Source organism: Allobosea sp. (assembly GCF_051860145.1).
Classification (GTDB): Bacteria; Pseudomonadota; Alphaproteobacteria; order Rhizobiales; family Beijerinckiaceae; genus Allobosea.
Window position 1 is genome coordinate 1 of record NZ_JBHYEM010000015.1, and the last position, 25924, is coordinate 25924.

General features: G+C 65.6%; 25 protein-coding genes and 2 tRNA genes. 24 read left to right on the forward strand and 3 right to left on the reverse strand.

Annotated features, from left to right (window positions below; all coding sequences use genetic code 11):
* The 4 genes from ACTIF2_RS20530 to ACTIF2_RS20545 all read left to right on the forward strand — a co-directional run.
* A partial coding sequence (locus tag ACTIF2_RS20530) for an AAA family ATPase (protein WP_439498977.1) occupies window positions 1-682 on the forward strand: 682 nt, incomplete at its 5' end.
* 291 nt (window positions 683-973) lie between these two features.
* Entirely contained in the window at window positions 974-3403 is a 2430-nt protein-coding gene (lon, locus tag ACTIF2_RS20535; RefSeq protein WP_439498978.1) for an endopeptidase La, read from the forward strand.
* Window positions 3404-3651: 248 nt separating this feature from the next.
* Window positions 3652-3727: transfer RNA gene (locus ACTIF2_RS20540), tRNA-Val, on the forward strand.
* Between the two features lie 177 nt (window positions 3728-3904).
* A tRNA-Asp gene (locus ACTIF2_RS20545) sits at window positions 3905-3981 on the forward strand.
* 142 nt (window positions 3982-4123) lie between these two features.
* On the opposite strand, the gene ACTIF2_RS20550 is transcribed toward ACTIF2_RS20545, so the two are convergent.
* The 3 genes from ACTIF2_RS20550 to ACTIF2_RS20560 all read right to left on the reverse strand — a co-directional run bounded on the left by ACTIF2_RS20550 (window position 4124) and on the right by ACTIF2_RS20560 (window position 6359).
* A complete protein-coding gene (locus ACTIF2_RS20550) occupies window positions 4124-5032 on the reverse strand; it encodes a hypothetical protein (protein ID WP_439498979.1) in 909 nt (302 codons plus the stop codon).
* A 338-nt stretch (window positions 5033-5370) separates the two neighbouring features.
* Complete coding sequence (locus ACTIF2_RS20555) at window positions 5371-5976, reverse strand: YcbK family protein (protein ID WP_439498980.1); 606 nt, start codon at window positions 5974-5976, stop codon at window positions 5371-5373.
* Between the two features lie 62 nt (window positions 5977-6038).
* Window positions 6039-6359, reverse strand: a complete 321-nt coding sequence (locus tag ACTIF2_RS20560) for an HdeA/HdeB family chaperone (protein ID WP_439498981.1) — start codon at window positions 6357-6359, stop codon at window positions 6039-6041.
* A gap of 239 nt (window positions 6360-6598) precedes the next feature.
* Here ACTIF2_RS20560 and ACTIF2_RS20565 point away from each other — a divergent pair, with 239 nt between their 5' ends.
* From ACTIF2_RS20565 to ACTIF2_RS20660, 20 genes are all read left to right on the forward strand, one after another.
* Window positions 6599-6979, forward strand: a complete 381-nt coding sequence (locus tag ACTIF2_RS20565) for an NADH-quinone oxidoreductase subunit A (protein WP_439498982.1) — start codon at window positions 6599-6601, stop codon at window positions 6977-6979.
* A 65-nt stretch (window positions 6980-7044) separates the two neighbouring features.
* Window positions 7045-7629 (forward strand): NuoB/complex I 20 kDa subunit family protein, encoded by a 585-nt coding sequence (locus tag ACTIF2_RS20570; RefSeq protein WP_439499075.1) that lies wholly within the window; start codon window positions 7045-7047, stop codon window positions 7627-7629.
* Entirely contained in the window at window positions 7626-7949 is a 324-nt protein-coding gene (locus ACTIF2_RS20575; protein WP_439498983.1) for a hypothetical protein, read from the forward strand. The genes ACTIF2_RS20570 and ACTIF2_RS20575 overlap by 4 nt, the downstream gene beginning before the upstream one ends.
* Before the next feature lie 4 nt (window positions 7950-7953).
* Window positions 7954-8559: an NADH-quinone oxidoreductase subunit C gene (locus tag ACTIF2_RS20580; protein WP_439498984.1), complete on the forward strand. Its 606-nt coding sequence runs from the start codon at window positions 7954-7956 to the stop codon at window positions 8557-8559.
* A gap of 4 nt (window positions 8560-8563) precedes the next feature.
* Window positions 8564-9004 carry a GFA family protein gene (locus tag ACTIF2_RS20585; RefSeq protein WP_439498985.1) on the forward strand — a complete coding sequence of 147 codons (441 nt, stop codon included), beginning with the start codon at window positions 8564-8566 and terminating at the stop codon, window positions 9002-9004.
* A complete protein-coding gene (locus ACTIF2_RS20590; RefSeq protein ID WP_439498986.1) occupies window positions 9001-10191 on the forward strand; it encodes an NADH-quinone oxidoreductase subunit D in 1191 nt (396 codons plus the stop codon). Before ACTIF2_RS20585 ends, ACTIF2_RS20590 begins: the two co-directional genes overlap by 4 nt.
* Before the next feature lie 120 nt (window positions 10192-10311).
* Window positions 10312-11616, forward strand: coding sequence for an NADH-quinone oxidoreductase subunit NuoE (gene nuoE / locus ACTIF2_RS20595; RefSeq protein ID WP_439498987.1), 1305 nt, complete (start codon window positions 10312-10314; stop codon window positions 11614-11616).
* A gap of 10 nt (window positions 11617-11626) precedes the next feature.
* Window positions 11627-12931 carry an NADH-quinone oxidoreductase subunit NuoF gene (gene nuoF / locus ACTIF2_RS20600; RefSeq protein WP_439498988.1) on the forward strand — a complete coding sequence of 435 codons (1305 nt, stop codon included), beginning with the start codon at window positions 11627-11629 and terminating at the stop codon, window positions 12929-12931.
* Between the two features lie 5 nt (window positions 12932-12936).
* Entirely contained in the window at window positions 12937-13278 is a 342-nt protein-coding gene (locus ACTIF2_RS20605) for a pentapeptide repeat-containing protein (protein ID WP_439498989.1), read from the forward strand.
* Window positions 13275-15338 carry an NADH-quinone oxidoreductase subunit NuoG gene (gene nuoG, locus ACTIF2_RS20610; protein ID WP_439498990.1) on the forward strand — a complete coding sequence of 688 codons (2064 nt, stop codon included), beginning with the start codon at window positions 13275-13277 and terminating at the stop codon, window positions 15336-15338. Before ACTIF2_RS20605 ends, nuoG begins: the two co-directional genes overlap by 4 nt.
* Window positions 15339-15344: 6 nt before the next feature.
* Window positions 15345-16364: an NADH-quinone oxidoreductase subunit NuoH gene (nuoH, locus tag ACTIF2_RS20615; RefSeq protein WP_439498991.1), complete on the forward strand. Its 1020-nt coding sequence runs from the start codon at window positions 15345-15347 to the stop codon at window positions 16362-16364.
* Window positions 16364-16606, forward strand: coding sequence for a hypothetical protein (locus ACTIF2_RS20620; RefSeq protein ID WP_439498992.1), 243 nt, complete (start codon window positions 16364-16366; stop codon window positions 16604-16606). Before nuoH ends, ACTIF2_RS20620 begins: the two co-directional genes overlap by 1 nt.
* Before the next feature lie 24 nt (window positions 16607-16630).
* Window positions 16631-17119, forward strand: a complete 489-nt coding sequence (gene nuoI / locus ACTIF2_RS20625; protein ID WP_439498993.1) for an NADH-quinone oxidoreductase subunit NuoI — start codon at window positions 16631-16633, stop codon at window positions 17117-17119.
* Window positions 17120-17248: 129 nt separating this feature from the next.
* Entirely contained in the window at window positions 17249-17872 is a 624-nt protein-coding gene (locus ACTIF2_RS20630; RefSeq protein ID WP_439498994.1) for an NADH-quinone oxidoreductase subunit J, read from the forward strand.
* Window positions 17869-18177: an NADH-quinone oxidoreductase subunit NuoK gene (gene nuoK, locus ACTIF2_RS20635; RefSeq protein WP_110491227.1), complete on the forward strand. Its 309-nt coding sequence runs from the start codon at window positions 17869-17871 to the stop codon at window positions 18175-18177. The genes ACTIF2_RS20630 and nuoK overlap by 4 nt, the downstream gene beginning before the upstream one ends.
* A gap of 27 nt (window positions 18178-18204) precedes the next feature.
* Entirely contained in the window at window positions 18205-20247 is a 2043-nt protein-coding gene (gene nuoL / locus ACTIF2_RS20640) for an NADH-quinone oxidoreductase subunit L (RefSeq protein WP_439498995.1), read from the forward strand.
* A gap of 4 nt (window positions 20248-20251) precedes the next feature.
* Window positions 20252-21766: an NADH-quinone oxidoreductase subunit M gene (locus ACTIF2_RS20645; protein WP_439499076.1), complete on the forward strand. Its 1515-nt coding sequence runs from the start codon at window positions 20252-20254 to the stop codon at window positions 21764-21766.
* Between the two features lie 3 nt (window positions 21767-21769).
* On the forward strand, window positions 21770-23206 hold the full coding sequence (gene nuoN / locus ACTIF2_RS20650; RefSeq protein WP_439498996.1) for an NADH-quinone oxidoreductase subunit NuoN: 1437 nt from the start codon (window positions 21770-21772) through the stop codon (window positions 23204-23206).
* A 102-nt stretch (window positions 23207-23308) separates the two neighbouring features.
* Window positions 23309-24067 (forward strand): biotin--[acetyl-CoA-carboxylase] ligase, encoded by a 759-nt coding sequence (locus tag ACTIF2_RS20655; RefSeq protein WP_439498997.1) that lies wholly within the window; start codon window positions 23309-23311, stop codon window positions 24065-24067.
* A gap of 126 nt (window positions 24068-24193) precedes the next feature.
* Window positions 24194-25864, forward strand: coding sequence for a ribonuclease J (locus tag ACTIF2_RS20660; protein ID WP_439498998.1), 1671 nt, complete (start codon window positions 24194-24196; stop codon window positions 25862-25864).
* The last annotated feature ends 60 nt before the right edge of the window (window positions 25865-25924 follow it).

Here is a 25924-nt window from a genome sequence, read left to right on the forward strand (position 1 = left end):
GATCACCCGCGACGTCTCGGGCGAGGGCGTCCAGCAGGCGCTGCTCAAGATCATGGAAGGCACCGTCGCCTCCGTGCCGCCGCAGGGCGGGCGCAAGCATCCGCAGCAGGAATTCCTGCAGGTCGACACCACCAACATCCTGTTCATCTGCGGCGGCGCCTTCGCCGGGCTGGACAAGATCATCTCGAGCCGCGGCAAGGGCACCTCGATCGGCTTCGGCGCGACGGTGAAGGCGCCGGACGACCGCCGCACCGGCGCGATTTTCCGTGAGGTCGAGCCTGAGGATCTGCTGAAATTCGGCCTGATCCCCGAATTCGTCGGACGCCTGCCGGTGCTGGCGACGCTCGAGGATCTCGACGAGGCGGCGCTCAAGACCATCCTGACCGAGCCCAAGAACGCGCTTGTGAAGCAGTACCAGCGCCTGTTCGAGATGGAGGATACCGAGCTCACCTTCACCGACGAGGCGGTCAGCCTGATCGCGCGCAAGGCGATCGAGCGCAAGACCGGCGCGCGCGGCCTGCGCTCGATCATGGAGAGCATCCTGCTCGAGACGATGTACGAGCTGCCGGGGCTGGAAGGCGTCGAGCAGGTCGTGATCGGTCCGGAGGCCGTCGAGACCAAGTCGCGTCCGCTCTTCATCTACGCGGAGCGCGACGAGGAGACCAAATCGGCCTCGGCCTGATCGGCGCAGCAATACGCTTTCGTGAACGCGCGCCGGTTGGCGCGCGTTTTGCGTTTGGGAGGCGTGCTGGACACGTTCTGCTCGCATTCGCGACAATCCAGCATGGGACGACGCGGCAGGGTTGCTTGAAAGCCGGCGCGGAAGTCTCCACTTTAGCTGCACCTGCGAGAGTCGCGCGCCTGTCGAGGGCGTGGCCCGCGGGGGCGGGTGGGCGAATGGTCGCCCCACCGCTTACGTCCGATCGTTCCGCCCATCAGGGGGTTCGCCGGGCGCAACCACAAAGGATACGTCATGACTGGCTCGGCGCCCCGCGCTCCTTTCGTCCCTGGCGAGACCGGCACCTATCCGGTTCTCCCCCTGCGCGACATCGTCGTTTTTCCGCATATGATCGTTCCGCTCTTCGTCGGACGCGAGAAGTCCATCCGCGCCCTTGAGGAAGTGGTCAAGTCCGACGGCCTGATCCTGCTCGCCACGCAGAAGAATGCCGGCGACGACGATCCGGCGACCAAGGACATCTATGAAATCGGCACGCTCGCACGCGTGCTGCAGCTTCTGAAACTGCCCGACTCGACCGTGAAGGTCCTTGTCGAGGGCGTCGGCCGTGCCGAGGCGACCGCTTACGTCGCCGACGAGGCCTTCTATCAGGCCGAGGCCGTGGCGCTCGCCGAGGAAGAGGGCAAGAAGGTCGAGATCGAGGCGCTCGGTCGCTCGGTCGTCAGCGAGTTCGAGAGCTACGTGAAGCTCAACAAGAAGATCTCGCCCGAGATCGTCGCCGCCGTCTCGCAGATCGACGAGCCTTCGAAGCTCGCCGACACGGTCGCCTCGCATCTCGCGGTCAAGATCGCCGACCGCCAGGCCGTGCTCGAGATCGTCAATGTCGCGCACCGGCTGGAGAAGGTGCTCTCGCTGATGGAAAGCGAGATGTCGGTGCTCCAGGTCGAGAAGCGCATCCGCTCGCGCGTCAAGCGCCAGATGGAGAAGACCCAGCGCGAGTATTATCTCAACGAGCAGATGAAGGCGATCCAGAAGGAGCTCGGCGACGGCGAGGAAGGCCGCGACGAGCTGGCCGAGCTGGAGGAGCGCATCGCCGCGACGAAGCTCTCCAAGGAAGCCCGCGACAAGGCGATGGCGGAGATGAAGAAGCTCCGTCAGATGTCGCCGATGTCGGCCGAGGCGACCGTCGTCCGCAACTATCTCGACTGGATGCTCGGCATTCCGTGGGGCAAGAAGTCCAAGATCAAGAAGGACCTCTCTGTCGCCCAGGGCGTGCTCGACGATGATCATTACGGCCTCGACAAGGTCAAGGACCGCATCGTCGAATATCTCGCCGTGCAGCAGCGCGCCAACCGGCTCGCCGGCCCGATCCTGTGCCTCGTCGGCCCTCCCGGCGTCGGCAAGACCTCGCTCGGCAAGTCGATCGCCAGGGCGACCGGCCGCGAGTTCGTGCGCATGGCGCTCGGCGGCGTGCGTGACGAGGCCGAGATCCGCGGCCACCGGCGCACCTATATCGGCTCGATGCCCGGCAAGATCATCCAGTCGATGAAGAAGGCGAAGACCGCCAACCCGCTCATCCTGCTCGACGAGATCGACAAGATGGGCCAGGACTTCCGCGGCGATCCGTCGGCGGCCCTGCTGGAGGTGCTCGATCCCGAGCAGAACTCGACCTTCAACGACCACTACCTGGAGGTCGATTACGACCTCTCGAATGTGATGTTCGTGACCACGGCCAACACGCTGAACATCCCGCCGGCCCTGCTGGACCGGATGGAGGTCATTCGCATCGCCGGCTACACCGAGGAAGAGAAGCTCGAGATCGCGCGCCGCCACCTGATTCCGGGCGCGATCAAGAAGCACGGGCTCGAATCCAAGGAATGGTCGATCGACGACGAGGCCCTGATGACGCTGATCCGGCGCTATACGCGCGAGGCCGGCGTCCGCAACCTCGAGCGCGAGCTCTCCAACACCGTCCGCAAGGCGGTGAAGGACATCGTGCTGACCAAGAAGAAGAAGGTCGCGGTCACCACGCCGGTGCTCGAGGAGTATCTCGGCCCGCCGCGGTTCCGCTACGGCGAAGCAGAGACGGAGGATCAGGTCGGTGTCGTCACCGGGCTGGCCTGGACCGAGGTCGGCGGCGAGTTGCTGACGATCGAAGGCGTCATGATGCCCGGCAAGGGCAAGATGACGGTCACGGGCAACCTCAAGGATGTGATGAAGGAATCGATCTCGGCGGCGGCGTCCTATGTCCGCTCGCGCGCCATCGATTTCGGCATCGAGCCGCCGCTCTTCGACCGGCGCGACATCCACGTCCACGTTCCCGAAGGGGCGACCCCGAAGGACGGCCCGTCGGCCGGCATCGCGATGGCGACCACGATCGTCTCGATCCTGACCGGCATCCCGACGCGCCGCGATCTGGCCATGACCGGCGAGGTCACGCTGCGGGGCAGGGTGCTGCCGATCGGCGGCCTCAAGGAGAAGCTGCTGGCGGCCCTGCGGGGCGGCATCAAGAAGGTGCTGATCCCGGAGGACAACGCCAAGGACCTGGTCGATCTGCCCAAGTCCGTGAAGAGCGGGATGGAGATCGTCCCGGTCTCGCGCATGGACCAGGTGCTTCAGCACGCGCTGATGCGCCAGCCGGTGCCGATCGTCTGGGAGGAGGACCTCTCGGCGGTCCGCCCGAAGGGCGCGGAAGACGATGCGGCGGGCGGTCTCGTCGCGCACTGACGGCGCGCCAGACGTCTCTGAACGACAAGAGGGCCGGCAGCGCTGCTGCCGGTCCTTCTTCTTTGCAGGGCTAAGAAGGCCTGGCAGACTGAACAAGGCTTGCTGGCGCGGCTGCTTCGCCTTAAACCGCTGCGATAGAGCCGGATCCGATCAGGCTGGATCAACCTGATCGGATCCGGCTCTAAGCTATTATTAGAGAACGCGTGGTCCGATCGGATTGCTTCGCAATCTGATCGGCGCGTGCTCTAGGGCGATTAGCTCAGTTGGTAGAGCATCTCGTTTACACCGAGAGGGTCGGCGGTTCGAGCCCGTCATCGCCCACCAGCCTTGGCCTGCAGGCGCAGGCTGTCGCGCCTGAGTTGCGCAGCAATGCAGGCAGGCAGCGCGACTGGTCGACCGGATTATGTGGAACTGTCACTTTGTCGCCGTCACGCGCTTGACACTTCCGGCCCAGCGCCATAATCCGAACCCCGCTGACGGCCGAGGCCGCAGCCGCCCTGCGCGGGCGTAGCTCAGTTGGTTAGAGTGCCGGCCTGTCACGCCGGAGGTCGCGGGTTCGAGCCCCGTCGCCCGCGCCATATATTTCAAGGATTTGCATCAAGCGATCCTTCTTCCGTTACAAATCCCCGGCCGGCACCGTGTACACCTTCCGACGGGTTTTGTTCTCTCGGCTTGCCCACCCTTTGCCGACCCGCGCCAACGTCGTGCGGTGCCTTGGGATTATGGGAGTTCCGCGCTTGGCGAATGCCCTTGGGCCGACTCGCGCGCCTTTATGAGGGCGTCGCGTTTCGCGATGGTGGCAGCCGGATCGGGCGCCAGGCCGATAGCCTTCTCATAGAGCGACAAGGCAGCGGTAAAGCGCTTCCGCCGAGCACAGCGATCACCGAGATTCGTCAGCCAGATGGTCGAGCTTGCGCGTTTCGGGCGCAGCGCCGCGGCAATGTTCGGCGTCCTGCGGTCCTGAATGAAGTCGAGCACCAGCGGACGGAGCAGGCCCATGCCATTGAGGCACCGCGACACGGGATGACCTGCCCCGGGGGCCGCTGCGATCGTGGCATTGGGAAAGGCCGGCACCACTTCCGAGCCCATATAGAAGGCATCCAGCTGGAGCCGCTGGTCGAAGACGATGAAGACGGGCTGCTGGGATTTGGGAGCCTGGGCTAGATCGCACTGCGTGGCGACCACATGCTTCCGATATTCCCGCCCCCCAAGCTGCGGATACCGCGGATGGATCGAACACAAGGGGCTCAGCGCGAGAATCGAGGCATTGATGGCGCCGCCGAAATACAGCGCGGCAAAGGCCCCCATGCTGATGCCATAACAGACAACGTCGCTATATTCCGCCGCAATGCCGGAAACGGCGCTGGAGAAATCTTCGACCTTCAGGTCCTGATACCAATTCTCTGACCGTTTTTGAACGATGATGAGATCATACCCTGCCTTCAGCAAGAAATCCTCTCCAAATCCCGCCTTTGACGGGTCGTTCATCAGCATTTCGGCGAAGGTGACAACGAGCGTATCGCTCTTCCGCCCCGGGTTGCGAATGTGCCGGATGACCGTCTGGCCATTATCCAGAAGTGTCACGCGGTCCAGTGCGGCCGGCAAGGTGAGGGGCTTGGAAGGATGCATCGAGTTCCTGTCTCTGATGATTGAGAAACAGGAAGTGATCGCGAGCGGGCCGCTCTCAGCAAATAGATACTGAACTTAACTATATAGAACGGTAAATATAGATGCTTATATTAATTTCACTACTTGATGGGAACTGTTTCTATTGATCTTCGAATTTCCGATGAATCATGAACCTCTTCCGTGATGCACCGGCTTGGAAGGGAAGGACAATCAGATACCGGGGTTGTTCGACGTTGATGATCGTCTTCGGTGGCCGGGCGATCTGGGTGGCCAACTCAGAGCCTATGGGCCGCCTGTGGATTTCGAAGCGGTTTGGCCAGGCTGCTATCGTCGCGCCGTCACCAGGGGCGGCGCGGGCCGGTGTCGATATGGATCAGCCCGTTCCAGTAGACCTTGTGGCCGCCGACCTCGGGCAGTGCGCGGGCATAGTCGAGCACGGTGCGCGGCCGCACGCCCGGCACGCGGAAATCCATCGCCTCGCAGCGCTTGTGATAGGAGCCGCGCCGCGCCCGCCAGGGCGGGCGCCAGGTCGAGGTCACCTTCACCGCCCCGTATTTGTCGACGATCTTGCCGAGAATCAGCTTGAGCCTCTCCGGCAGGCAGGCGACCGAGGTGCCGGGGTCGGTGGTGATGCCGGGCTTCTCGGCTTTCTCGTTCGGGTCGAAGGCCGGCTCCGCTCCGGCTTTCTGGCCGGGCGTGAGCTTGGGCCATTCCGGTCCCTCGCCCTCTTCCTCCGGCTCGGAAACGGCAGGCGAGTTCGGTCCCGGCGGGGCTGCCGGGGCAGGGGCGGGAGGGGGGACGATGATCGCGGGCGCCGCCTGCTTCGAGGGCAGGTCGAGGTCGTAGGGCCGCTCGGGCGGCAGGGGCGCCCGCATCGTCTCGCCCTGAGCCGCCGCCTCGGCTGCCCCGAGGCTGAGGGCAAGCACCAGCAGCGGCCAGGACACCTGCCGGCGGCCGGCGGCTCGTGAGTGGATCATGACGGGGAGAGGAGCGGCTGGCGGCATCCTCACGGCGCCGGCGGCGGCATGATCACGGCGCGCGTCTCGGCGCCCACGAGCGGAAGCTCAGGCGACTTCCCGCAGAGCGTGCGCAGGGCGGCCGGGGCGGCGGTGACCTTCTCGGTGTCGATCAGGGGGCGCTGCGCTCCGCCTGCGAAATAGCCCGCGAGCCAGAGCGAGAGCTGATCCTGGTCTTCGCCGCTCATCGTCATGAAGTCGGCGCAGGTGGCGCGGGTCAGGTCGAGGCTCTCGGCCGGCGCGTTGCTGGCCGTCAACGGTAGCGCAGTCAGGGCCGCCAGCATCGCAAGGGATCGAAGATGTCGGGCCATCAGCATCGCTCCGGGTCGGCGAATCCAGCCGATTGCGTCGATTCGGGCCATCTTGCCGTGACGCGTCTTCCGCAGCCAGTCGGAAATGGCGATTCCCGGGCAAAAATCCCTGCAATGCGTCAGGCTCATCCCAATGACGCGATTGTGCGACGCGGCAAACCCTTGCAGGATTCTAAAGCAGGGGCTAATCGACTGCCGATGCGTGCGCCGCGGGCCGGCGCCTGCGAAGCGAGGTTGTCATGCAAGCATTACCGGTATCGTCCTTGCTGAGCGACTACCTGCCGCTGGCGATCTTCATCGGCGTCTCGCTCGTCATTGGCCTCGCCTTGCTGATCGCGCCCTTCGCGGTCGCCTATTCCAAGCCGGATCCCGAAAAGCTCTCGGCTTACGAATGCGGCTTCAACGCCTTCGACGACGCCCGCATGAAGTTCGACGTCCGGTTCTATCTGGTCGCCATCCTGTTCATCATCTTCGATCTCGAGGTCGCCTTCCTGTTTCCCTGGGCGGTCGCGTTCGGGGGGCTCGGCTGGTATGGTTTCTGGTCGATGATGATCTTCCTGGGCGTCCTCACCGTCGGTTTCGTCTACGAGTGGCGCAAGGGTGCGCTGGAGTGGGACTAACTGTCCGGTCGCAGAGCGCGGATTCGCGACCTATCTGACAGGAACGGGTTCACAAGGGTAGAATGATGGCAACCACAGCGATCGACCGCGGCGACCCGCTCGTCGCGCCCGCGCCCCGGGGCTTGCTCGGGCCGGACGGCAAGCCCGTCGGCGCCCGCGATCCCTTCTTCGTCGAGATCAACAACGAGCTGGCCGACAAGGGCTTCCTCGTCACCGCGACGGACGACCTGATCAACTGGTCGCGCACCGGCTCGCTGATGTGGATGACCTTCGGCCTCGCCTGCTGCGCCGTCGAGATGATGCAGCTCTCGATGCCGCGCTACGATGTCGAGCGTTTCGGCTTCGCGCCGCGCGCCTCACCGCGCCAGTCGGACGTGATGATCGTCGCCGGCACGCTGACCAACAAGATGGCCCCCGCGCTCCGCAAGGTCTACGACCAGATGCCGGAGCCGCGCTACGTCATCTCGATGGGCTCCTGCGCCAATGGCGGCGGCTATTATCACTACAGCTATTCCGTCGTGCGCGGCTGCGACCGCATCGTGCCGATCGACATCTATGTGCCGGGCTGCCCGCCGACCGCGGAAGCGCTGCTCTACGGCGTTCTGCTGCTGCAGAAGAAGATTCGCCGCACGGGGACGATCGAACGGTGACGGCGGCTGCCGCCATGGTCGTCCGGCAATGGTGCGCGCGGGCGACGCCCGAGGGGGCGCTCGCCTATCGCGAGCATCTCGAGGGCTCGGTCCTGCCGCAGCTCAAGGCGCTGCCCGGCTTTGCCGGCGTGACGCTGCTCAACTCCACGGTTGGCGGCGAGGTGCTCGTCACGGTGCAGACGCGTTGGCAGTCGATGGATTCGGTCGCCGCCTTCGCTGCGCCCGATCTCGATGCCGCAGTGGTCGAGCCGGCGGCGGCGAAGGTGCTGCTGGGCTACGACGACAAGGTGACGCATCACCACGTGATGCTCGAAGGATGATGCGATGAGCGAAGCGCTCGTAACACTCGGCGAACAGATCAAGGCGGCGCTGCCTGGCGCGGTCACGAATGCCGTCGTCGCCTTTGAAGAGCTGACGGTCGAGGCCGAGGCGGCGTCGATCGTGCAGGTGCTGACGGTGCTGCGCGACGATCCGCGCTTCCGCTTCGTCAATTTCACCGATCTCGCCGGCGCCGATTACCCGGAGCGGGAGAAGCGCTTCGACGTGGTCTACCACCTGCTCTCGCCGCGCCATAACCACCGCGTCCGCGTCAAGGTCCGGACCGACGAGGCGATGCCGGTTCCCTCCGTGATCGAGGTCTTCCCGGCCGCCAACTGGTTCGAGCGCGAGGCCTATGATTTTTACGGCATCCTGTTCACGGGGCACCCTGATCTGCGCCGCATCCTCACCGATTACGGTTTCGAGGGCTATCCGCTGCGCAAGGACTTCCCGCTCACCGGCTTCGTCGAGGTCCGCTATGACGACGAGCAGAAGCGCGTGGTCTACGAGCCGGTGAAGCTCAACCAGGAGTTCCGCAATTTCGATTTCCTCTCGCCCTGGGAAGGCACCGACTACGTGCTGCCCGGCGACGAGAAGGCGAAGGCGGGCTGAGGCGATGGCTGGAAATCACCGGATCTCCGGCGGATGCCTGTGCGGCGCGGTGCGTTTCACGGCCGTTCCCGAGAAGCTTGAGATGGACGTCTGCCATTGCCGCATGTGCCGCAAATGGAGCGGTGGCGTCTTGATGTCCGTGTCGTGCAACGAACTCGTGATCGAGGACGAGCGCGCGCTCGGCCGCTACGTCTCGTCGGAATGGGCCGAGCGGCAGTTCTGCAGGGAATGCGGCGCCAGCCTGTTCTGGCGCCTCCAGGGCGACGAGAGCGGCCATGTCGCCATCGCCTTCCAGAGCTTCGACGACGTGACGCCGTTCCCCTTCGTCGAGGAGATCTTCATCGACGAGAAGCCCGGGGCCTACGCCTTCGCCGGCGACCGGCCGCGAAAGACCGGCGCCGAGGTGATCGCCGCCTTCGAGGCGAAAATGGCGGGCAAGGCATGACCGAACACAACATCCGCAATTTCTCGATCAATTTCGGCCCGCAGCACCCGGCGGCGCATGGCGTGCTGCGCCTGGTGCTTGAGCTCGACGGCGAGATCGTCGAGCGCGTCGACCCGCATATCGGCCTGCTCCATCGCGGCACCGAGAAGCTGATCGAGGCCAAGACCTATCTGCAGGCACTGCCCTATTTCGACCGGCTCGACTATGTCGCGCCGATGAACCAGGAGCATGCCTATTCGCTCGCGGTCGAGAAGCTGATGGGCATCACGGTTCCGCGCCGCGGCCAGCTCATTCGCGTGCTCTATTCCGAGATCGGCCGCATCCTCTCGCATATCCTCAACGTCACCACGCAGGCGATGGATGTCGGCGCGCTGACACCGCCCTTGTGGGGCTTCGAGGAGCGCGAAAAACTGATGATCTTCTATGAGCGTGCGAGCGGCTCACGCATGCACGCGGCCTATGTCCGGCCGGGCGGCGTCCACCAGGATCTGCCGCTCTCGCTGATCCACGACATTGCCGAATGGTGTGATCCGTTCCTCAAGGTCTGCGACGACCTCGAAACCCTGCTCACCGACAACCGCATCTTCAAGCAGCGCAATGTCGATATCGGCGTCGTCGATCTCGACACCTGCTGGAAATGGGGTTTTTCGGGCGTGATGGTGCGCGGCTCGGGCGCCGCCTGGGACCTGCGCAAGAGCCAGCCCTACGAGTGCTACGAGGAGCTGGAATTCGACATTCCGATCGGCAAGAACGGCGACTGCTACGATCGCTACTGCATCCGCATGGAAGAGATGCGCCAGTCGGTCCGCATCATGAAGCAGTGCTGCGAGAAGCTGCTGGCGACTGACGGCGGCGGTCCGGTTTCCTCGCTCGACGGCAAGATGGTGCCGCCCAAGCGCGGCGAGATGAAGCGCTCGATGGAAGCGCTGATCCACCATTTCAAGCTCTATACCGAGGGCTACAAGGTGCCGGCCGGCGAGGTCTATGCCGCGGTCGAGGCGCCCAAGGGCGAGTTCGGCGTCTATCTCGTCTCCGACGGCACCAACAAGCCCTATCGCTGCAAGATCAAGGCGCCGGGCTTCGCCCATCTCCAGGCCATGGATTTCATGTGCCGCAAGCACATGCTGGCGGATGTCAGCGCGATCCTGGGTTCGCTGGATATCGTCTTCGGGGAGGTCGATCGGTGATGATCGCTCGACCCGTCATGGTCGGCCTTGTGCCGACCATCCACGTCTTGAGCGTGGCCGATGTTGCAAAGACGTGGATGCTCGGGACAAGCCCGAGCATGACGTCGAGAGAGAACTGATATGTCCGTCCGTCGTCTCGCGCCCGATCACGTCCAGCCTGCCTCCTTCGCCTTCTCCGCGGCGAACGAGAACTGGGCCGACGAGCAGATCGCCAAATATCCGGAAGGCCGGCAGGCTTCGGCCGTGATCCCGCTCTTGTGGAAAGCGCAGGAGCAGCATCACGGCTGGGTGCCGCGCGCCGCGATCGAGGCCGTCGCGAAGAAGCTCGCCATGGCGCCGATCCGGGTGCTGGAGATCGCGACCTTCTACACCATGTTCAACCTCCAGCCGGTCGGCGAGCACTATATCCAGCTCTGCGGCACGACGCCCTGCGCGCTGCGCGGCGCGGAAGCCTTGAAGAAGGTCTGCGAGGACGTCATCGGCCCACAATCGACCGTGAGCGCCGACGGCAAGCTCTCCTGGCTCGAGGTCGAGTGCCTGGGGGCCTGCTGCAATGCCCCGATGGCGCAGATCAATTTCGACTATTACGAGGACCTGACGCCGGAGAATTTCCGCACCCTGCTCGACGATCTGCGCCATGGCCGGCCGACCAAGCCCGGCCCGCAGGTCGAGCGCTCCGGCTCCGAGCCGCTCGGCGGCGGCGAGACGCTGAAGGACAAGGCGCTCTATGACGGCTCGATGATCGGCGCCGGCAACTGGCAGAAGCGCGTCACCGAACAGCGCGAGGCCGCGATCAAGGTCGCGAGCGAGAAGGCAGCGGCCGAAGCCAGGGCCAAGGCGGAAGCCGAAGCCGCCGCCGCGACCGGCAAGGCCGGGCCGACCGACACCAAGGCCGCGCCGGCCCCCGAGGCTGCTGCGCCAGGGCGGCCAACGCCGTCCGAGCCGAAGCAGCCGGCCAGCGCCGCGCAGGACACGCCCTCTGCGACGAGCAAGGCCATAAAGGACAGTGGACCCAAGCCGGCCGCAACCACGCCAGCCGCTAAGGTCTCCGCCGCCAAGGCCCCCTCTGCCGCGAGTGCTGTCACCAAAACGCCCGCCGCCAAGGCTCCAGCGCGGGCAGCGCAGGCGCCTGCCGGCACGGCCGAATCCAAGCCCGAGCTCCTGACCGCGGCACGCAACAATGCTCCGGATGATCTCGAGCTGATCTGGGGCGTCGGGCCCGCGCTCGCGAAGATGCTGAACGAAATGGGCGTCTGGCACTACGACCAGATCGCGAAATGGTCGCAGGCCGAGCTCGCCTGGGTCGATTCCCGCCTGACCGGCTTCAAGGGCCGCGCCACGCGTGACGACTGGATCTCGCAATCGAAGAAGCTCGCGACAGGCTGGCGGCCGCAATCGGCCCTCGGCGACAAGCCGGTGAAGTGAGGCGAAAACGATGCTTGCTGATCGCGACCGCATCTTCACCAATCTCTACGGCCTGCATGATGCCGGGCTGAAGGGCGCCATGCAGCGCGGTGCCTGGGACGGCACCAAGTTCCTGCTCGAGCAGGGCAAGGACTGGATCATCGACGAGATGAAGAAGTCCGGCCTGCGCGGGCGCGGCGGCGCCGGCTTCCCGACCGGGCTGAAATGGTCCTTCATGCCCAAGCAGAGCGACGGGCGGCCGAGCTATCTCGTCGTCAATGCCGACGAATCGGAGCCCGGCACCTGCAAGGACCGCGAGATCATGCGCAACGACCCGCATACGCTGGTCGAGGGCTGCCTGATCGCCTCCTTCGCCATGGGCGCGAACGCGGCCTATATCTACATTCGCGGCGAATATGTCCGCGAGCGCGAGGCGCTGCAGCGCGCCGTCGACGAGGCCTATGAGGCGAACCTCATCGGCAAGAACAACAAGCACGGCTATCCCTTTGATCTCTATGTGCATCACGGCGCCGGCGCCTATATCTGCGGCGAGGAGACGGCGCTGCTGGAGAGCCTCGAGGGCAAGAAGGGCATGCCGCGGCTGAAGCCGCCTTTCCCGGCCAATGTCGGCCTCTATGGCTGCCCGACCACGGTCAACAACGTCGAGTCGATCGCGGTCGCGCCGACCATCCTGCGCCGCGGCGCGAGCTGGTTCTCCTCGCTCGGCAACCCGAACAATGTCGGCACAAAACTGTTCTGCGTCTCGGGCCATGTGAACAAGCCGTGCAATGTCGAGGAGGTGATGGGCATCCCCTTCCGCGAGCTGATCGACCGCCATTGCGGCGGCGTCCGCGGCGGCTGGGACAACCTGCTCGCCGTCATTCCCGGCGGCTCCTCGGTGCGCATGGTGCCGGCCGAGCAGATCATCGACACGCCGATGGATTTCGACTCGCTCTCGAAGCTGAAATCCGGCCTCGGCACGGCGGCCGTGATCGTGATGGACAAGTCGACCGACATCGTCCGCGCCATCGCCCGCATCAGCTATTTCTACAAGCATGAGAGCTGCGGCCAGTGCACGCCCTGCCGCGAGGGCACGGGCTGGATGTGGCGGGTGCTCAACCGCATGGCCGAGGGCAGGGCGCAGAAGCGCGAGATCGACATGCTGCTCGACGTCACCAAGCAGGTCGAGGGCCACACGATCTGCGCGCTCGGCGACGCCGCCGCCTGGCCGATCCAGGGCCTGATCGCGCATTTCCGCCCCGAGATCGAGAAGCGCATCGACGATTATGCCGCCAACCCGCATTCAGAGCCGGTGCGGCTGATGGCGGCGGAGTGAGCGCGATGAGGATCGAAGGCCAGAAACATCGGCTGGAGGTTCGCGGCGCGGATATTTCCGGGTCCGTGTTCGACGACGTGAACATGTCGGGCGGCACGTTCGAGAACGTCAACCTGTCCGGCGGCGCGTATCACAACGTGAATTTGGCTGGCTGCTCCTTTGACGATCTCAACATGTCGGGCTGGCGGGTGCACAACGTGAACCTGTCGGGACTGCGTATCGACAAGGCCAATCTTGCGGGCGCCACGATCACGGCCGGCCGCATGGAAGGCATGACGATTGACGGGATTCTTGTGACCGACCTGCTGGACTTCTGGACTGCGGGTCACGAGGCAAAACAGGCATGACCAAACTCCTCATCGACGGCATCGAAGTCGACGTTCCGCCGGAATACACCGTGCTGCAGGCCTGCGAGGCGGCTGGCGCCGAGGTGCCGCGCTTCTGCTTCCACGAGCGGCTCTCGATCGCCGGCAATTGCCGCATGTGCCTGGTCGAGGTGAAGGGCGGGCCGCCGAAGCCGCAGGCCTCCTGCGCGATCGGCGTGCGCGACCTGCGCCCGGGCCCGAACGGCGAGCCGCCGGTGGTCTCGACCAAGTCGCCGATGGTCAAGAAGGCGCGCGAAGGGGTGATGGAGTTCCTGCTCATCAACCACCCGCTCGACTGCCCGATCTGTGACCAGGGCGGCGAATGCGACCTGCAGGACCAGGCCATGGCCTATGGCGTGGACAATTCCCGCTATGCCGAGAACAAGCGCGCGGTCGAGGACAAATATATCGGCCCGCTGGTCAAGACCGAGATGACGCGCTGCATCCACTGCACGCGCTGTGTCCGCTTCACCACCGAAGTCGCTGGCGCCACCGATCTCGGCGCCATCGGCCGCGGCGAGGACATGGAGATCACGACCTATCTCGAGCAGGCGATGGGCTCGGAACTCCAGGGCAATGTCGTCGATCTCTGCCCGGTCGGCGCGCTGACCTCGAAGCCCTACCAGAACAAGGCTAGGCCCTGGGAGCTGACCAAGACCGAGTCGATCGACGTGATGGACGCGGTCGGCTCGGCCATTCGCGTCGATTCCCGCGGCCGCGAGGTGATGCGCATCCTGCCGCGCGTCAACGAGGCGGTGAACGAGGAGTGGATCTCCGACAAGACCCGCCACATCGTCGACGGCCTGCGCACGCAGCGGCTCGACCGACCCTATATCCGCGCGAACGGGTCGCTGAAGCCCGCGAGCTGGAACGAGGCTTTTGCGCTGATCGCGTCCAAGGTGCAGGCGGCTAGCCCCGAGCGCATCGGCGCGATCGCCGGCGATCTTGCCGCCGTCGAGGAGATCTTCGCGCTCAAGAGCCTGATCGGCTCGCTCGGCAGCGCCAATCTCGACGCCCGGCAGGACGGCACGAAGCTGCATCCGAAACATGGCCGCGCCAGCTATCTCCTCAATTCCGGCATTGCCGGGATCGAGGACGCGACCTCGCTGCTGATCATCGGCGCCAATCCACGCAAGGAAGGCCCGATCGTCAACACGCGCATCCGCAAGCGCTGGCTGCGCGGCGACTTCAAGATCTCGCTGATCGGCGAGCAGGCCGACCTGACCTATGCCTACGACTATCTCGGCGCCGGGCCCGAAACCCTCGCCGACGTGATCAAGCGCGCGCCGGCCGCGGGCGAGCGGCCGATGGTCCTGGTCGGGCAGGGCGCTCTTGCGCGTGCCGACGGCGAGGCCGTCCTGTCGCTTGCCGCCAAGGCGGCGCAGGTACTCGGCGCCGTCAAGGAGGGCTGGAACGGCTTTGGCGTGCTGCATACGGCGGCCGCTCGCGTCGGCGCGCTCGATCTCGGCTTCGTGCCGGGTGAGGGTGGGCTCGACGTCGCCGGCATGGTCCAGCCGGGCGCGCTCGACATCCTGTTCCTGCTCGGTGCCGACGAGGTCGAGGTGCCGGCTGGCGCCTTCGTGATCTATCAGGGCACGCATGGCGACAAGGGCGCACACCGCGCCGACGTCATCCTGCCGGGCGCTGCCTATACGGAAAAGTCCGGCACCTATGTGAACACCGAGGGCAGGGTGCAGATGACCGACCGCGCCACGTTCCCGCTGGGCGATGCCCGCGAGGACTGGGCGGTCCTGCGGGCGCTCTCGGCCGTGCTCGGCCAGACCTTGCCCTTCGACTCGCTCGCGGCTTTGCGCCAGGCGCTCTATGCGGCACATCCGCATTTCGCTGGCCTCGATACGCTGCCGGCGGCCGATACTGCCCCGCTCGGCGCGCTCGCCGGCCTCGGCGGCAAGACCGACAAGGCCGGCTTCGCCTCGCCGGTCGCGGATTTCTACCAGACCAACCCGATCGCGCGCGCCTCGGCCGTGATGGCGGAATGCTCGGCGCTGGCCTCCGGCCGGATGCGGCAGGCGGCGGAGTAAGGCTCGATGAACTGGGATATCGTCCTCGATCTCGCGATCATGCTCGGCAAGAGCCTGCTCTTGCTGGTCTGCCTCTTGGTCTTCATCGCCTTCATCCTGCTCGCCGACCGCAAGATCTGGGCGGCGGTTCAGCTCCGGCGTGGCCCCAACGTGGTCGGGCCGTTCGGGCTGTTCCAGAGCTTTGCCGACCTGCTGAAATTCGTCTTCAAGGAGCCGATCGTCCCGTCGAGCTCGAACAAGGGCGTCTTCCTGCTGGCGCCGCTGGTGTCCTGCGTGCTCTCGCTCGCGGCTTGGGCGGTCATTCCCGTCGCGGAAGGCTGGGCGATCGCCGACATCAATGTCGGCATCCTCTATATTTTCGCGATCTCCTCGCTCGGCGTCTATGGCGTGATCATGGGCGGCTGGGCCTCGAACTCGAAATATCCGTTTCTCGGCGCGCTGCGCTCGGCGGCGCAGATGGTGTCCTACGAGGTCTCGATCGGCTTCGTGATCATTTGCGTGCTGCTCTGCGTCGGCTCGCTGAACCTCTCGGCCATCGTCGAGGCGCAGAACTCCAATGCCGGCCTGTTCGGCTGGTACTGGCTGCCGCTCTTCCCGATGTTCGTGGTCTTCTTCATCTCGGCGCTGGCCGAGACGAACCGGCCGCCTTTCGACCTGCCCGAGGCGGAATCGGAGCTCGTCGCCGGTTTCATGGTCGAGTATTCCTCGACCCCGTACCTGCTGTTCATGCTCGGCGAATACGTGGCGATCATGACCATGTGCTCGCTGACCACGATCCTGTTCCTCGGCGGCTGGCTGCCGCCGTTCCCGATCGCGCCCTTCACCTGGCTGCCGGGCGTGTTCTGGTTCGTGCTCAAGATCTGCATGGTCTTCTTCATGTTCGCGATGGTGAAGGCCTTCGTGCCGCGCTACCGCTACGACCAGCTGATGCGGCTGGGCTGGAAGGTCTTCCTGCCGCTCTCGCTGGCCTCGGTCGTCGTCGTGGCGGCCGTGCTGCAGATCACCGGCTGGGGGCCGGTGCGCTGATGGAATTCTCCACCGCGGGACTGGCCGGTGCTGGCATCGGGCTGGTTCTGGGGTGGATCGACTACAAGATCGTCGGCGGTCTCGTCGAGCGCGCCCTGCGCCGGACGGACAAGTCGACGACACGCGAGGAGAAGGACGATTACGAACGGCGCATCCGGCTGTTCAGAAACGTCCTGCTCGTCGGCACCATGGGGTTCTTCCCCATTCTGGGTTACGTGCTCGGCCGCATGCTGTTCGGCTGAGCTTGTGAAGAGGGAATGAGAGCGATGTCACTCGCGCAAGCCGCCAAGGGGCTGCTCCTCAAGGAGTTCGTCGGCGCGTTCGTCCTGTCGATGCGCTATTTCTTCAAGCCGAAGGCGACGCTGAACTATCCCTTCGAGAAGGGTGTGCTCTCGCCGCGCTTCCGGGGCGAGCACGCCTTGCGCCGCTATCCCAATGGCGAGGAGCGCTGCATCGCCTGCAAGCTCTGCGAGGCGATCTGCCCGGCGCAGGCCATCACCATCGAGGCCGGGCCGCGTCGCAACGACGGCACGCGCCGCACGACGCGCTACGACATCGACATGGTGAAGTGCATCTATTGCGGCTTCTGCCAGGAAGCATGCCCGGTCGACGCCATCGTCGAGGGGCCGAATTTCGAGTTCGCGACCGAGACGCGCGAGGAACTCTACTACGACAAGGCCAAGCTGCTCGCGAATGGCGACCGCTGGGAGCGCGAGATCGCCCGCAATATCGCGATGGATGCGCCGTATCGCTGAGGGGTGCCACCGTCGCGCGGTTGTCGCTCGGCGTGGTGCTGACTATAGACGCTCAAAACTGCGCCGGGTTTCGACTCGCGGCGTGACGAACAACGAGGGCCGCCCGCAAGGGCGGAAGGGCTGACCGAGATGAATGCCGCCGCGGCTTTCTTCTATCTGTTTTCAGGCATCACCATCGCTTCGGCGTTCATGGTGGTGTCCTCGCGCAACCCCGTTCATTCGGTGCTGTTCCTGATCCTCGCCTTCGTCAATGCGGCGGGCCTGTTCCTGCTGCTCGGGGCCGAGTTCCTCGCGATGCTGCTGATCGTGGTCTATGTCGGGGCGGTCGCGGTGCTCTTCCTCTTCGTCGTGATGATGCTCGACGTGGATTTCGCCGAGTTCCGCCAGGGCTTCCTGAACTACCTGCCGGTCGGCGCGCTGGTCGGGCTGATCTTCGCGGTCGAGTTGCTGCTCGTCGTCGGCGCCTGGGTCATCGACCCGCAGATCGTCAGGGCGCCGGTTGCGGCGATCCCGGCCAATGTCAGCAACACCGAGGCGCTCGGCCAGGTGCTCTACACCCAGTACATCTACTATTTCCAGGCGGCCGGGCTCGTCCTGCTCGTCGCCATGATCGGCGCGATCGTGCTGACCCTGCGCGACCGTCCCGGCGTCAAGCGCCAGAACATCCCGGCGCAGAACGCGCGCACCAAGGAGACCGCGATGGAGGTCCGCAAGGTGCCGTCCCGCGCCGGCCTGCCGGAGGAGACCGTCTGATGATCGGCCTTGGACACTACCTCGCGGTCGGCGCGATCCTGTTCACGCTCGGCGTGCTCGGCATCTTCATCAACCGCAAGAACGTCATCGTCATCCTGATGTCGATCGAGCTCATCCTGCTCTCGGTCAACATCAACTTCGTCGCCTTCTCGTCCTTCCTGAACGACATCGTCGGCCAGGTCTTCGCGCTCCTGGTGCTGACGGTCGCGGCGGCGGAAGCCGCCATCGGCCTCGCCATTCTCGTCGTCTACTTCCGCAACCGCGGCACGATCGCGGTGGAAGACATCAACATGATGAAAGGCTGAGCGCGCTCGCGCGCCGTGCTAGCTGCCATGTATCACGCGATCGTCTTCCTCCCGCTCCTCGGCTTCCTGATCGCCGGCATCTTTGGCCGGCTGATCGGCGCGCGCGCCTCGGAGATCGTCACCACCTCGCTGCTGATGGTCTCGGCCGTCCTGTCCTGGATCGCCTTCTTCAATGTCGGCTTCGGCCCGGGCACGACGCGGATCCAGGTCGCGACCTGGCTCGCCTCCGCCGACCTGCGCGTCGACTGGGCCTTCCGGATCGACACGCTGACGGCGGTGATGCTGATCGTCGTCAACACGGTCTCCTCGCTCGTGCATCTCTACTCGATCGGCTACATGCACGAGGATCCGCACCGGCCGCGCTTCTTCGCCTATCTCTCGCTCTTCACCTTCGCCATGCTGATGCTGGTGACGTCGGACAACCTGGTCCAGATGTTCTTCGGCTGGGAGGGCGTCGGCCTCGCCTCCTATCTGCTGATCGGCTTCTGGTACCAGAAGCCTTCGGCCAACGCGGCCGCGATCAAGGCCTTCGTCGTCAACCGCGTCGGCGATTTCGGCTTCTCGCTCGGCATCTTCCTGGTCTTCGTGCTGTTCGGCTCGGTCGCCTTCGACGGCATCTTCCCGAGGGCGGGCGAACTCGTCACCCAGACCTTCCGCTTCCTCGGCTATGAGTGGAACGCGCTGACCCTGACCTGCCTGCTGCTCTTCATGGGCGCGATGGGCAAGTCGGCGCAGTTCCTGCTGCACACCTGGCTGCCGGACGCGATGGAAGGGCCGACCCCGGTCTCGGCGCTGATCCATGCCGCGACAATGGTCACCGCCGGCGTCTTCATGGTGGCGCGCCTGTCGCCGATCTTCGAATACGCGCCCGTGGCGCTGACCGTCGTCGTCGTGATTGGCGCGACGACCGCCTTCTTTGCCGCCACCGTCGGCCTGGTCCAGAACGACATCAAGCGCGTCATCGCCTATTCGACCTGCTCGCAGCTTGGCTACATGTTCGTCGCGCTCGGCGTCGGCGCCTATTCGGCCGGCATCTTCCACCTCTTCACCCACGCGTTCTTCAAGGCGCTGCTGTTCCTGGGCGCCGGCTCGGTCATCCACGCGATGCATCACGAGCAGGACATGCGGAAGATGGGTGGCCTCAGGAAGCATATTCCGCTGACCGCGGCGGCGATGACGATCGGTACGCTCGCCCTGACCGGCTTTCCGCTCTTCGCCGGTTATTTCTCGAAGGACGCGATCATCGAGAGCGCCTTCGCGGCCAAGCACGGCTTCGCCACCGACTATGCCTTCGCGCTGCTGGTGATCGCCGCCTGCATGACCTCGTTCTATTCCTGGCGGCTGTATTTCATGACCTTCGAGGGCCAGCCGCGCTGGGCCGGTCATGGTCATGACGGGCATGGCCACGACGATCATGCTCACGCCGCGCATGCGGCGGGCGATCATGCCCATGCTGCGCATGCCCATGATGACCACGGCCATGACGATCACGGCCATCACGAGCACAAGCCGCATGAGAGCCCGCTGACGATGCTGGTGCCGCTCGCCGTGCTCTCGCTCGGCGCGGTCGCGGCCGGCTACCTGTTCAAGGAGGCCTTCATCGGCCACGACTACGAGCAGTTCTGGAAGGCCGCGCTCTTCACGGGCAAGGACAACCACATCCTGCACGCCATGCACGAGGTGCCGAAATGGGTGGTCTGGTCGCCCTTCGTGGCGATGCTGATCGGCTTCGCGCTGGCATTCTACATGTACGTGCTGCGCCCGGACGTGCCGGGCAGGCTCGCCGCGGCGAACCCGGTCCTGTACCGCTTCCTGCTCAACAAGTGGTATTTCGACGAGATCTACGACTTCCTGTTCGTGCGGCCGGCGAAGTGGCTCGGGCGTTTCCTCTGGAAGAAGGGCGACGGCCTCGTCATCGACGGCCTGGGCCCTGACGGCATCTCGGCCCGGGTGGTCGACGTCACCAATCGCGTCGTCCGGCTTCAGACCGGTTTCGTCTATCACTACGCCTTCGCCATGCTGATCGGCGTCGCGGGCCTGGTGACCTGGTATCTGCTGACTCGCGGGTGAGATGATGTATTTGGGTTTCGGCATCCTCACGGGTCTTCTGATCGTGCCGCTCGCCGGCGCGGCGCTCATCCTGGCGCTGCGCGGCGACGAGGCTTCGGTCAACTCGAACGCGCGCTACATGGCGCTCGCCACGACGATCTTCACCTTCGCCCTGGCCTGCGTCGCCTGGGGGCGGTTCGACCCGGCCAATCCGGCCTTTCAGATGGTCGAGACCCATGGCTGGGTCTCCGACGCGATCAAGTTCAAGCTCGGCGTCGACGGCTTCTCCTTCCCCTTCGTGGTGCTGACGGCCTTCCTGATGCCGTTCTGCATCCTCGCCTCCTGGACCTCGGTCGAGAAGCGGGTGCGCGAATACATGGTCGCGTTCCTGGTGCTCGAGACGCTGATGATCGGCGTCTTCGTCGCGCTCGACCTCGTGCTGTTCTACCTGTTCTTCGAGGCCGGCCTGATCCCGATGTTCCTGATCATCGGGATCTGGGGCGGCAAGCGCCGCGTCTACGCCTCCTACAAGTTCTTCCTCTACACGCTGCTAGGCTCGGTGCTGATGCTGCTCGCGCTGATGGCGATGTACTGGAACGCCGGCACCACCGACATTCCGACGCTGCTGACCCATCATTTCCCGTCGGGCATGCAGCCCTGGCTCTGGCTCGCCTTCTTCGCCTCCTTCGCGGTGAAGATGCCGATGTGGCCGGTCCATACCTGGCTGCCGGACGCGCATGTGGAGGCTCCGACCGCCGGCTCGGTGATCCTCGCCGCGATCCTGCTGAAGATGGGCGGCTACGGTTTCATCCGTTTCTCGATCCCGATGTTCCCCGAAGCCTCGCAGCTCTTCGCGCCGCTGGTCTTCGCGCTCTCCGTCATCGCCATCGTCTACACCTCGCTGGTGGCGCTGATGCAGGAGGACATCAAGAAGCTGATCGCCTACTCGTCGGTGGCGCATATGGGCTTCGTCACCATGGGGCTCTTCACCCTGACGCCGCAGGGCATCCAGGGCGCGATGTTCCAGATGATGAGCCACGGCCTGGTCTCGGGCGCGCTCTTCCTCTGCGTCGGCGTCATCTACGACCGGATGCATACCCGCGAGATCGCCGCCTATGGCGGGCTGGTGAACCGGATGCCGCTCTACGCGGTCGCCTTCATGGTCTTCACCATGGCCAATGTCGGGCTGCCCGGCACGGCCGGTTTCGTCGGCGAGTTCCTGACTCTGGTCGGCGCCTTCAAGGCCAATCCCTGGGTCGCCTTCTTCGCCACCTCGGGCGTCATCCTCTCGGCCGCCTACGCGCTCTGGCTCTATCGCCGCGTCATCTTCGGCGAAATGGTCAAGCCGGAACTGAAGACCATCACCGATCTCAACCGCCGCGAGATGCTGATCCTGGCGCCGCTGGTGCTGCTGACGATCTGGTACGGCATCGCGCCCGGCACGATCCTCGACGCCTTCGCCGCGCCGACCGAACATCTCATCAAGAACTATCAAGCCGCACTCACCGCCGCGAAAACGGCGATGCTGGCTGTTCAGTAAGGTATGGCCTCGATGACCTTGCCCGCTCTTGGCCCCGCCCTGCCGGAAATCGTCCTCGCGATCGGCGCGATCGCCATGGTGCTTTACGGTGCCATTCGCGGCGAGGGCGCGACGCGCGCGCTGGAAGGCGCGGCGCTCGCTTTGCTGGCTCTGGCCCTCGTGCTGGTGCTGTCCGGCACCGGCAAGGCCGTGACCTTCAACGGCGCTTTCGTCGCTGACGGCTTCGCTCGCTTCATGAAGGTGCTGACCCTGATCGGCGCCGGCGCGGCGATCATCCTGGCCGGCGACTTCATGCGCCGTGACGGCTCGATGCGCTTCGAGTTCCCCGTGCTGGTCGTGCTCGCCACGATCGGCATGATGATGATGATCTCGGCCAACGACCTGATCGGCCTCTATGTCGGGCTCGAACTGCAGAGCCTGGCGCTCTATGTCGTCGCCGCCTTCGACCGCGACAACGCCAAGTCGACGGAAGCCGGCCTGAAATATTTCGTCCTCGGCGCGCTCTCCTCCGGCATGCTGCTCTATGGCGCCTCGCTGGTCTATGGCTTCACCGGCACCGTGACCTATTCCGGCATCGCCCAGGCGGTGCAGGGCGGCCATGCCGGCATCGGCCTGATCTTCGGCATCGTCTTCGTCGCCGCCGGCGTCGCCTTCAAGATCTCGGCCGTGCCCTTCCACATGTGGACGCCCGACGTCTACGAGGGCGCGCCGACCCCGGTCGCGGCCTTCTTCGCAACGGCGCCCAAGATGGCGGCGATGGCGATGATGGTGCGCATCTTCATCGGGGCCTTCCCGGGCGCGCTGCATGACTGGCAGCAGATCATCATCTTCATGGCGATCGCCTCGATGGCGCTCGGCGCCTTCGCGGCCATCGGCCAGAGCAACATCAAGCGCCTGCTCGCCTATTCCTCGATCGCCAATATGGGCTATGCGCTGGTCGGCCTCGCCGCCGGCACCGCAGCCGGGGTGCAGGGCGTGATGACCTATATGGCGATCTATCTCGCCACTACGCTCGCCGCCTTCGCCTGCGTGCTGATGATGCGGCGCGACGGCAAGCCGGTCGAGGATATCGGCGAGCTCGCCGGCTTGTCGCGCACCAATCCCTGGATGGCCTTCGCGCTCTCGATGATGATGTTCTCGCTCGCCGGCATCCCGCCGCTGGCCGGCTTCTGGGCGAAGTTCTACGTCTTCCTGGCCGCGATCGACGCCAAGCTCTACACGCTCGCGGTGGTCGGCGTGGTGACCAGCGTGGTCGGCGCCTATTACTACCTGCGCCTCGTCAAGGTCATGTATTTCGACGAGGCCAAGCCCGCCTTCGAAAAGGGCGATATCGGCGTGCGCGGCGTGCTGCTGGTCTCGACCTTGTTCGTGCTGGTGCTCTCGCTGCTGCCGGCGCCGCTCTTCGACTCGGCCGCTGCCGCGGCGAAGTCGCTGTTCTGATGCTCCTCCGTCATTCTCGGGCGAAGCGAAGCGCAGACCCGAGAATCTCCGGACCAGGAGATGCTCGGGTCAAGCCCGAGCATGACGGCTTGTCGGGCCATCATGCTCGGTGAAGCCGCCCGCGCCGCCGGCTACCGGCTGATCATTCGCGACGAGGTCGGCTCCACCATGGAGGAGGCGCGGCGCGCGCTCGGGGAGGGCGATCCCGGCCGCCTCTGGATCGTGGCCCGCAGCCAGAATGCCGGGCGCGGCCGCCACGGCCGGCAATGGGGCTCGCCACCGGGAAACCTCTATGCCAGCCTGCTGCTGGTCCAGCCCTGCGAGGCGGCGCTGGCGCCGCAGCTCGGTTTCGTCGCCGGGCTCGCCCTGCATGATGCCGCGGCCAGGGTCACCGGCCAGAATGCGCCGCGACTCGCGCTGAAATGGCCCAATGACCTGCTGATCGATCGGGCCAAGTCGGCGGGCCTGCTGCTCGAGGGCGAAAGCCGGGGAGGGCGCTTCGCCGTCACCATCGGCTTCGGCGTCAATATCGCGAGCCGCCCGGACGATACGCCCTATCCCGCGACCTTCCTGAAGGCGGAGAACCCGGCCGCCAGCGTCGAGGCGATGCTGTCGGCGCTGAGCGATGCCTGGTGCGCGCGCTACGAGGCCTGGCTGCGGCCCGGCGGTTTTGGGGCAACGCGTGCCGCCTGGCTCGAGCGCGCCGCCTTTCTGGGCGAGACCATCACCTTGCGGCTCGCAGAAGGGCCGTTGACCGGCCGCTTCGTCGGGCTCGATCCATCGGGGCGTCTCGAGCTCGACGCCGACGGAGACCGTCGCGTGGTTGATGCCGGGGATCTCTATTTCGGCAAGCCGGCCTGAGCCGGCTCCCGGCCTGCGCGGACCTGCCCTCCTGTCGTGCTCTGGAGACCTTCATGCGAGCATGCTAGGCCTCCGTCACCATTCAGGGCGCCATCGCGCCACCCCCAACCTCAGTCAGGAATTGCCGTGACCCGCTCCCGAGACCAGCTCGTCTTCGTCCCTCTCGGCGGCCTTGGCGAGATCGGCATGAATGCGGGTCTCTATGGCTACGGCCCCGAGGGCCGGCGCAAATGGATATTGGTCGATTGCGGGCTATCCTTCGCCGGGCCCGAAGCGCCTGGCGTCGATATCGTCCTGCCCGATCTGCGCTACATCATCGAGGAGCGCGCCAACCTTCTCGGCATCGTCATCACCCACGCGCATGAGGACCATATCGGCGCGCTCGCCGCGCTCTGGCCGTCCCTGCGCGCGCCGGTCTATTGCACGCGCTTCGCCGCCGGACTGCTGGCGACGCGCCGGCTCTCTGAGCCGGGCGCTCCGAAGGTGCCGATGAACGTGGTGGCCCAGGGCGGGCGTGTCACGCTCGGGCCCTTCGACATCGAGTTCGTGCCCGTCGCCCATTCGATTCCTGAATCGAACGCGCTCGCCATCCGCACGCCGGTCGGCCTCGTCGTCCATACCGGCGACTGGAAGATCGACCCCACGCCGCAGGTCGGCCTGCCGACCGACGAGAAGCGCCTGCGCGAACTCGGCGACGAGGGCGTGCTGGCGCTCGTGTGCGATTCGACCAATGTCATGCGCGACGGCATCAGCCCGAGCGAGGCGGAGGTCGCCGCCAAGCTCACCGAGCTGGTCCATTCCGCGCCGGGGCGCGTCGCCGTCACGACCTTCGCCTCCAACGTCGCGCGCCTGCGCGCCGTCGCCGAGGCGGCGATGGCGAACCAGCGCGACGTCGTCGTCGTCGGACGCGCCATGGACCGCGTCATCGATGTCGCGCGCGAATGCGGCTATCTCGACGGCATCCCGGCCTTCCGTTCGGTCGACAGCTACGGCTATTTGCCGCGCGACAAGGTCGTGGCGCTGCTCACCGGCAGCCAGGGCGAGCCGCGCGCGGCCTTGTCGCGGATCGCCTCGGACGATCATCCCGAGATCGCACTCTCGCCGGGCGACCTCGTGATCTTCTCCTCGCGCACCATTCCTGGAAACGAGAAGGCCGTCGGCGCCATCCTGAACGCGCTCGCCCGCGACAATATCGAGATCATCACCGACCGCACCCATCTCGTTCATGTCTCGGGCCATCCGCGCCGCGAGGAGATGGCGCGCCTCTATGGCTGGCTGCGGCCGAAGATCGCGATCCCGGCCCATGGCGAGGACCTGCACCTGACCGAGCATGCCGCCTTCGCGCGCGGCCTCGGCGTCAAGCATGTGCTGCGCGCCGGCAATGGCGATGTCGTCGCGATCACCGCGGAAGGCGTCAGCAAGATCGACGAGGTGCCGCATGGCCGGCTCTACCAGGACGGCTCGCTGCTGGTGAACGCCATGGAGAAGACCATCCAGGAGCGCCGCCGGCTCTCCTTCGCCGGCATGATCTCGGTCGCCGTCGCGGTCGACGACAGGGGCGACATCGCCGGCGATCCTGAGATCGCCGTGCTCGGCCTGCCAGCCGTGGCACGCGACGGCACCCCGTTCGACGAGCTCGTCGCCGACGCCGTCTCCGACCTGCTCGACAACATTCCCAAGGCGCGCCGCCGCGACCCCGAGGCGCTCCGCAACGCCCTGGAGCGCGGGCTGCGCAGCGCCGTCAACGAGGAATGGGGCAAGAAGCCGCTGGTGCATGCGCTGGTGATCGAGGTGTAAGAAGGGCGGCTGGAGCGTCGAATTGATCGGGCCGGGATTGAACCGACCCGATTGAGGGAG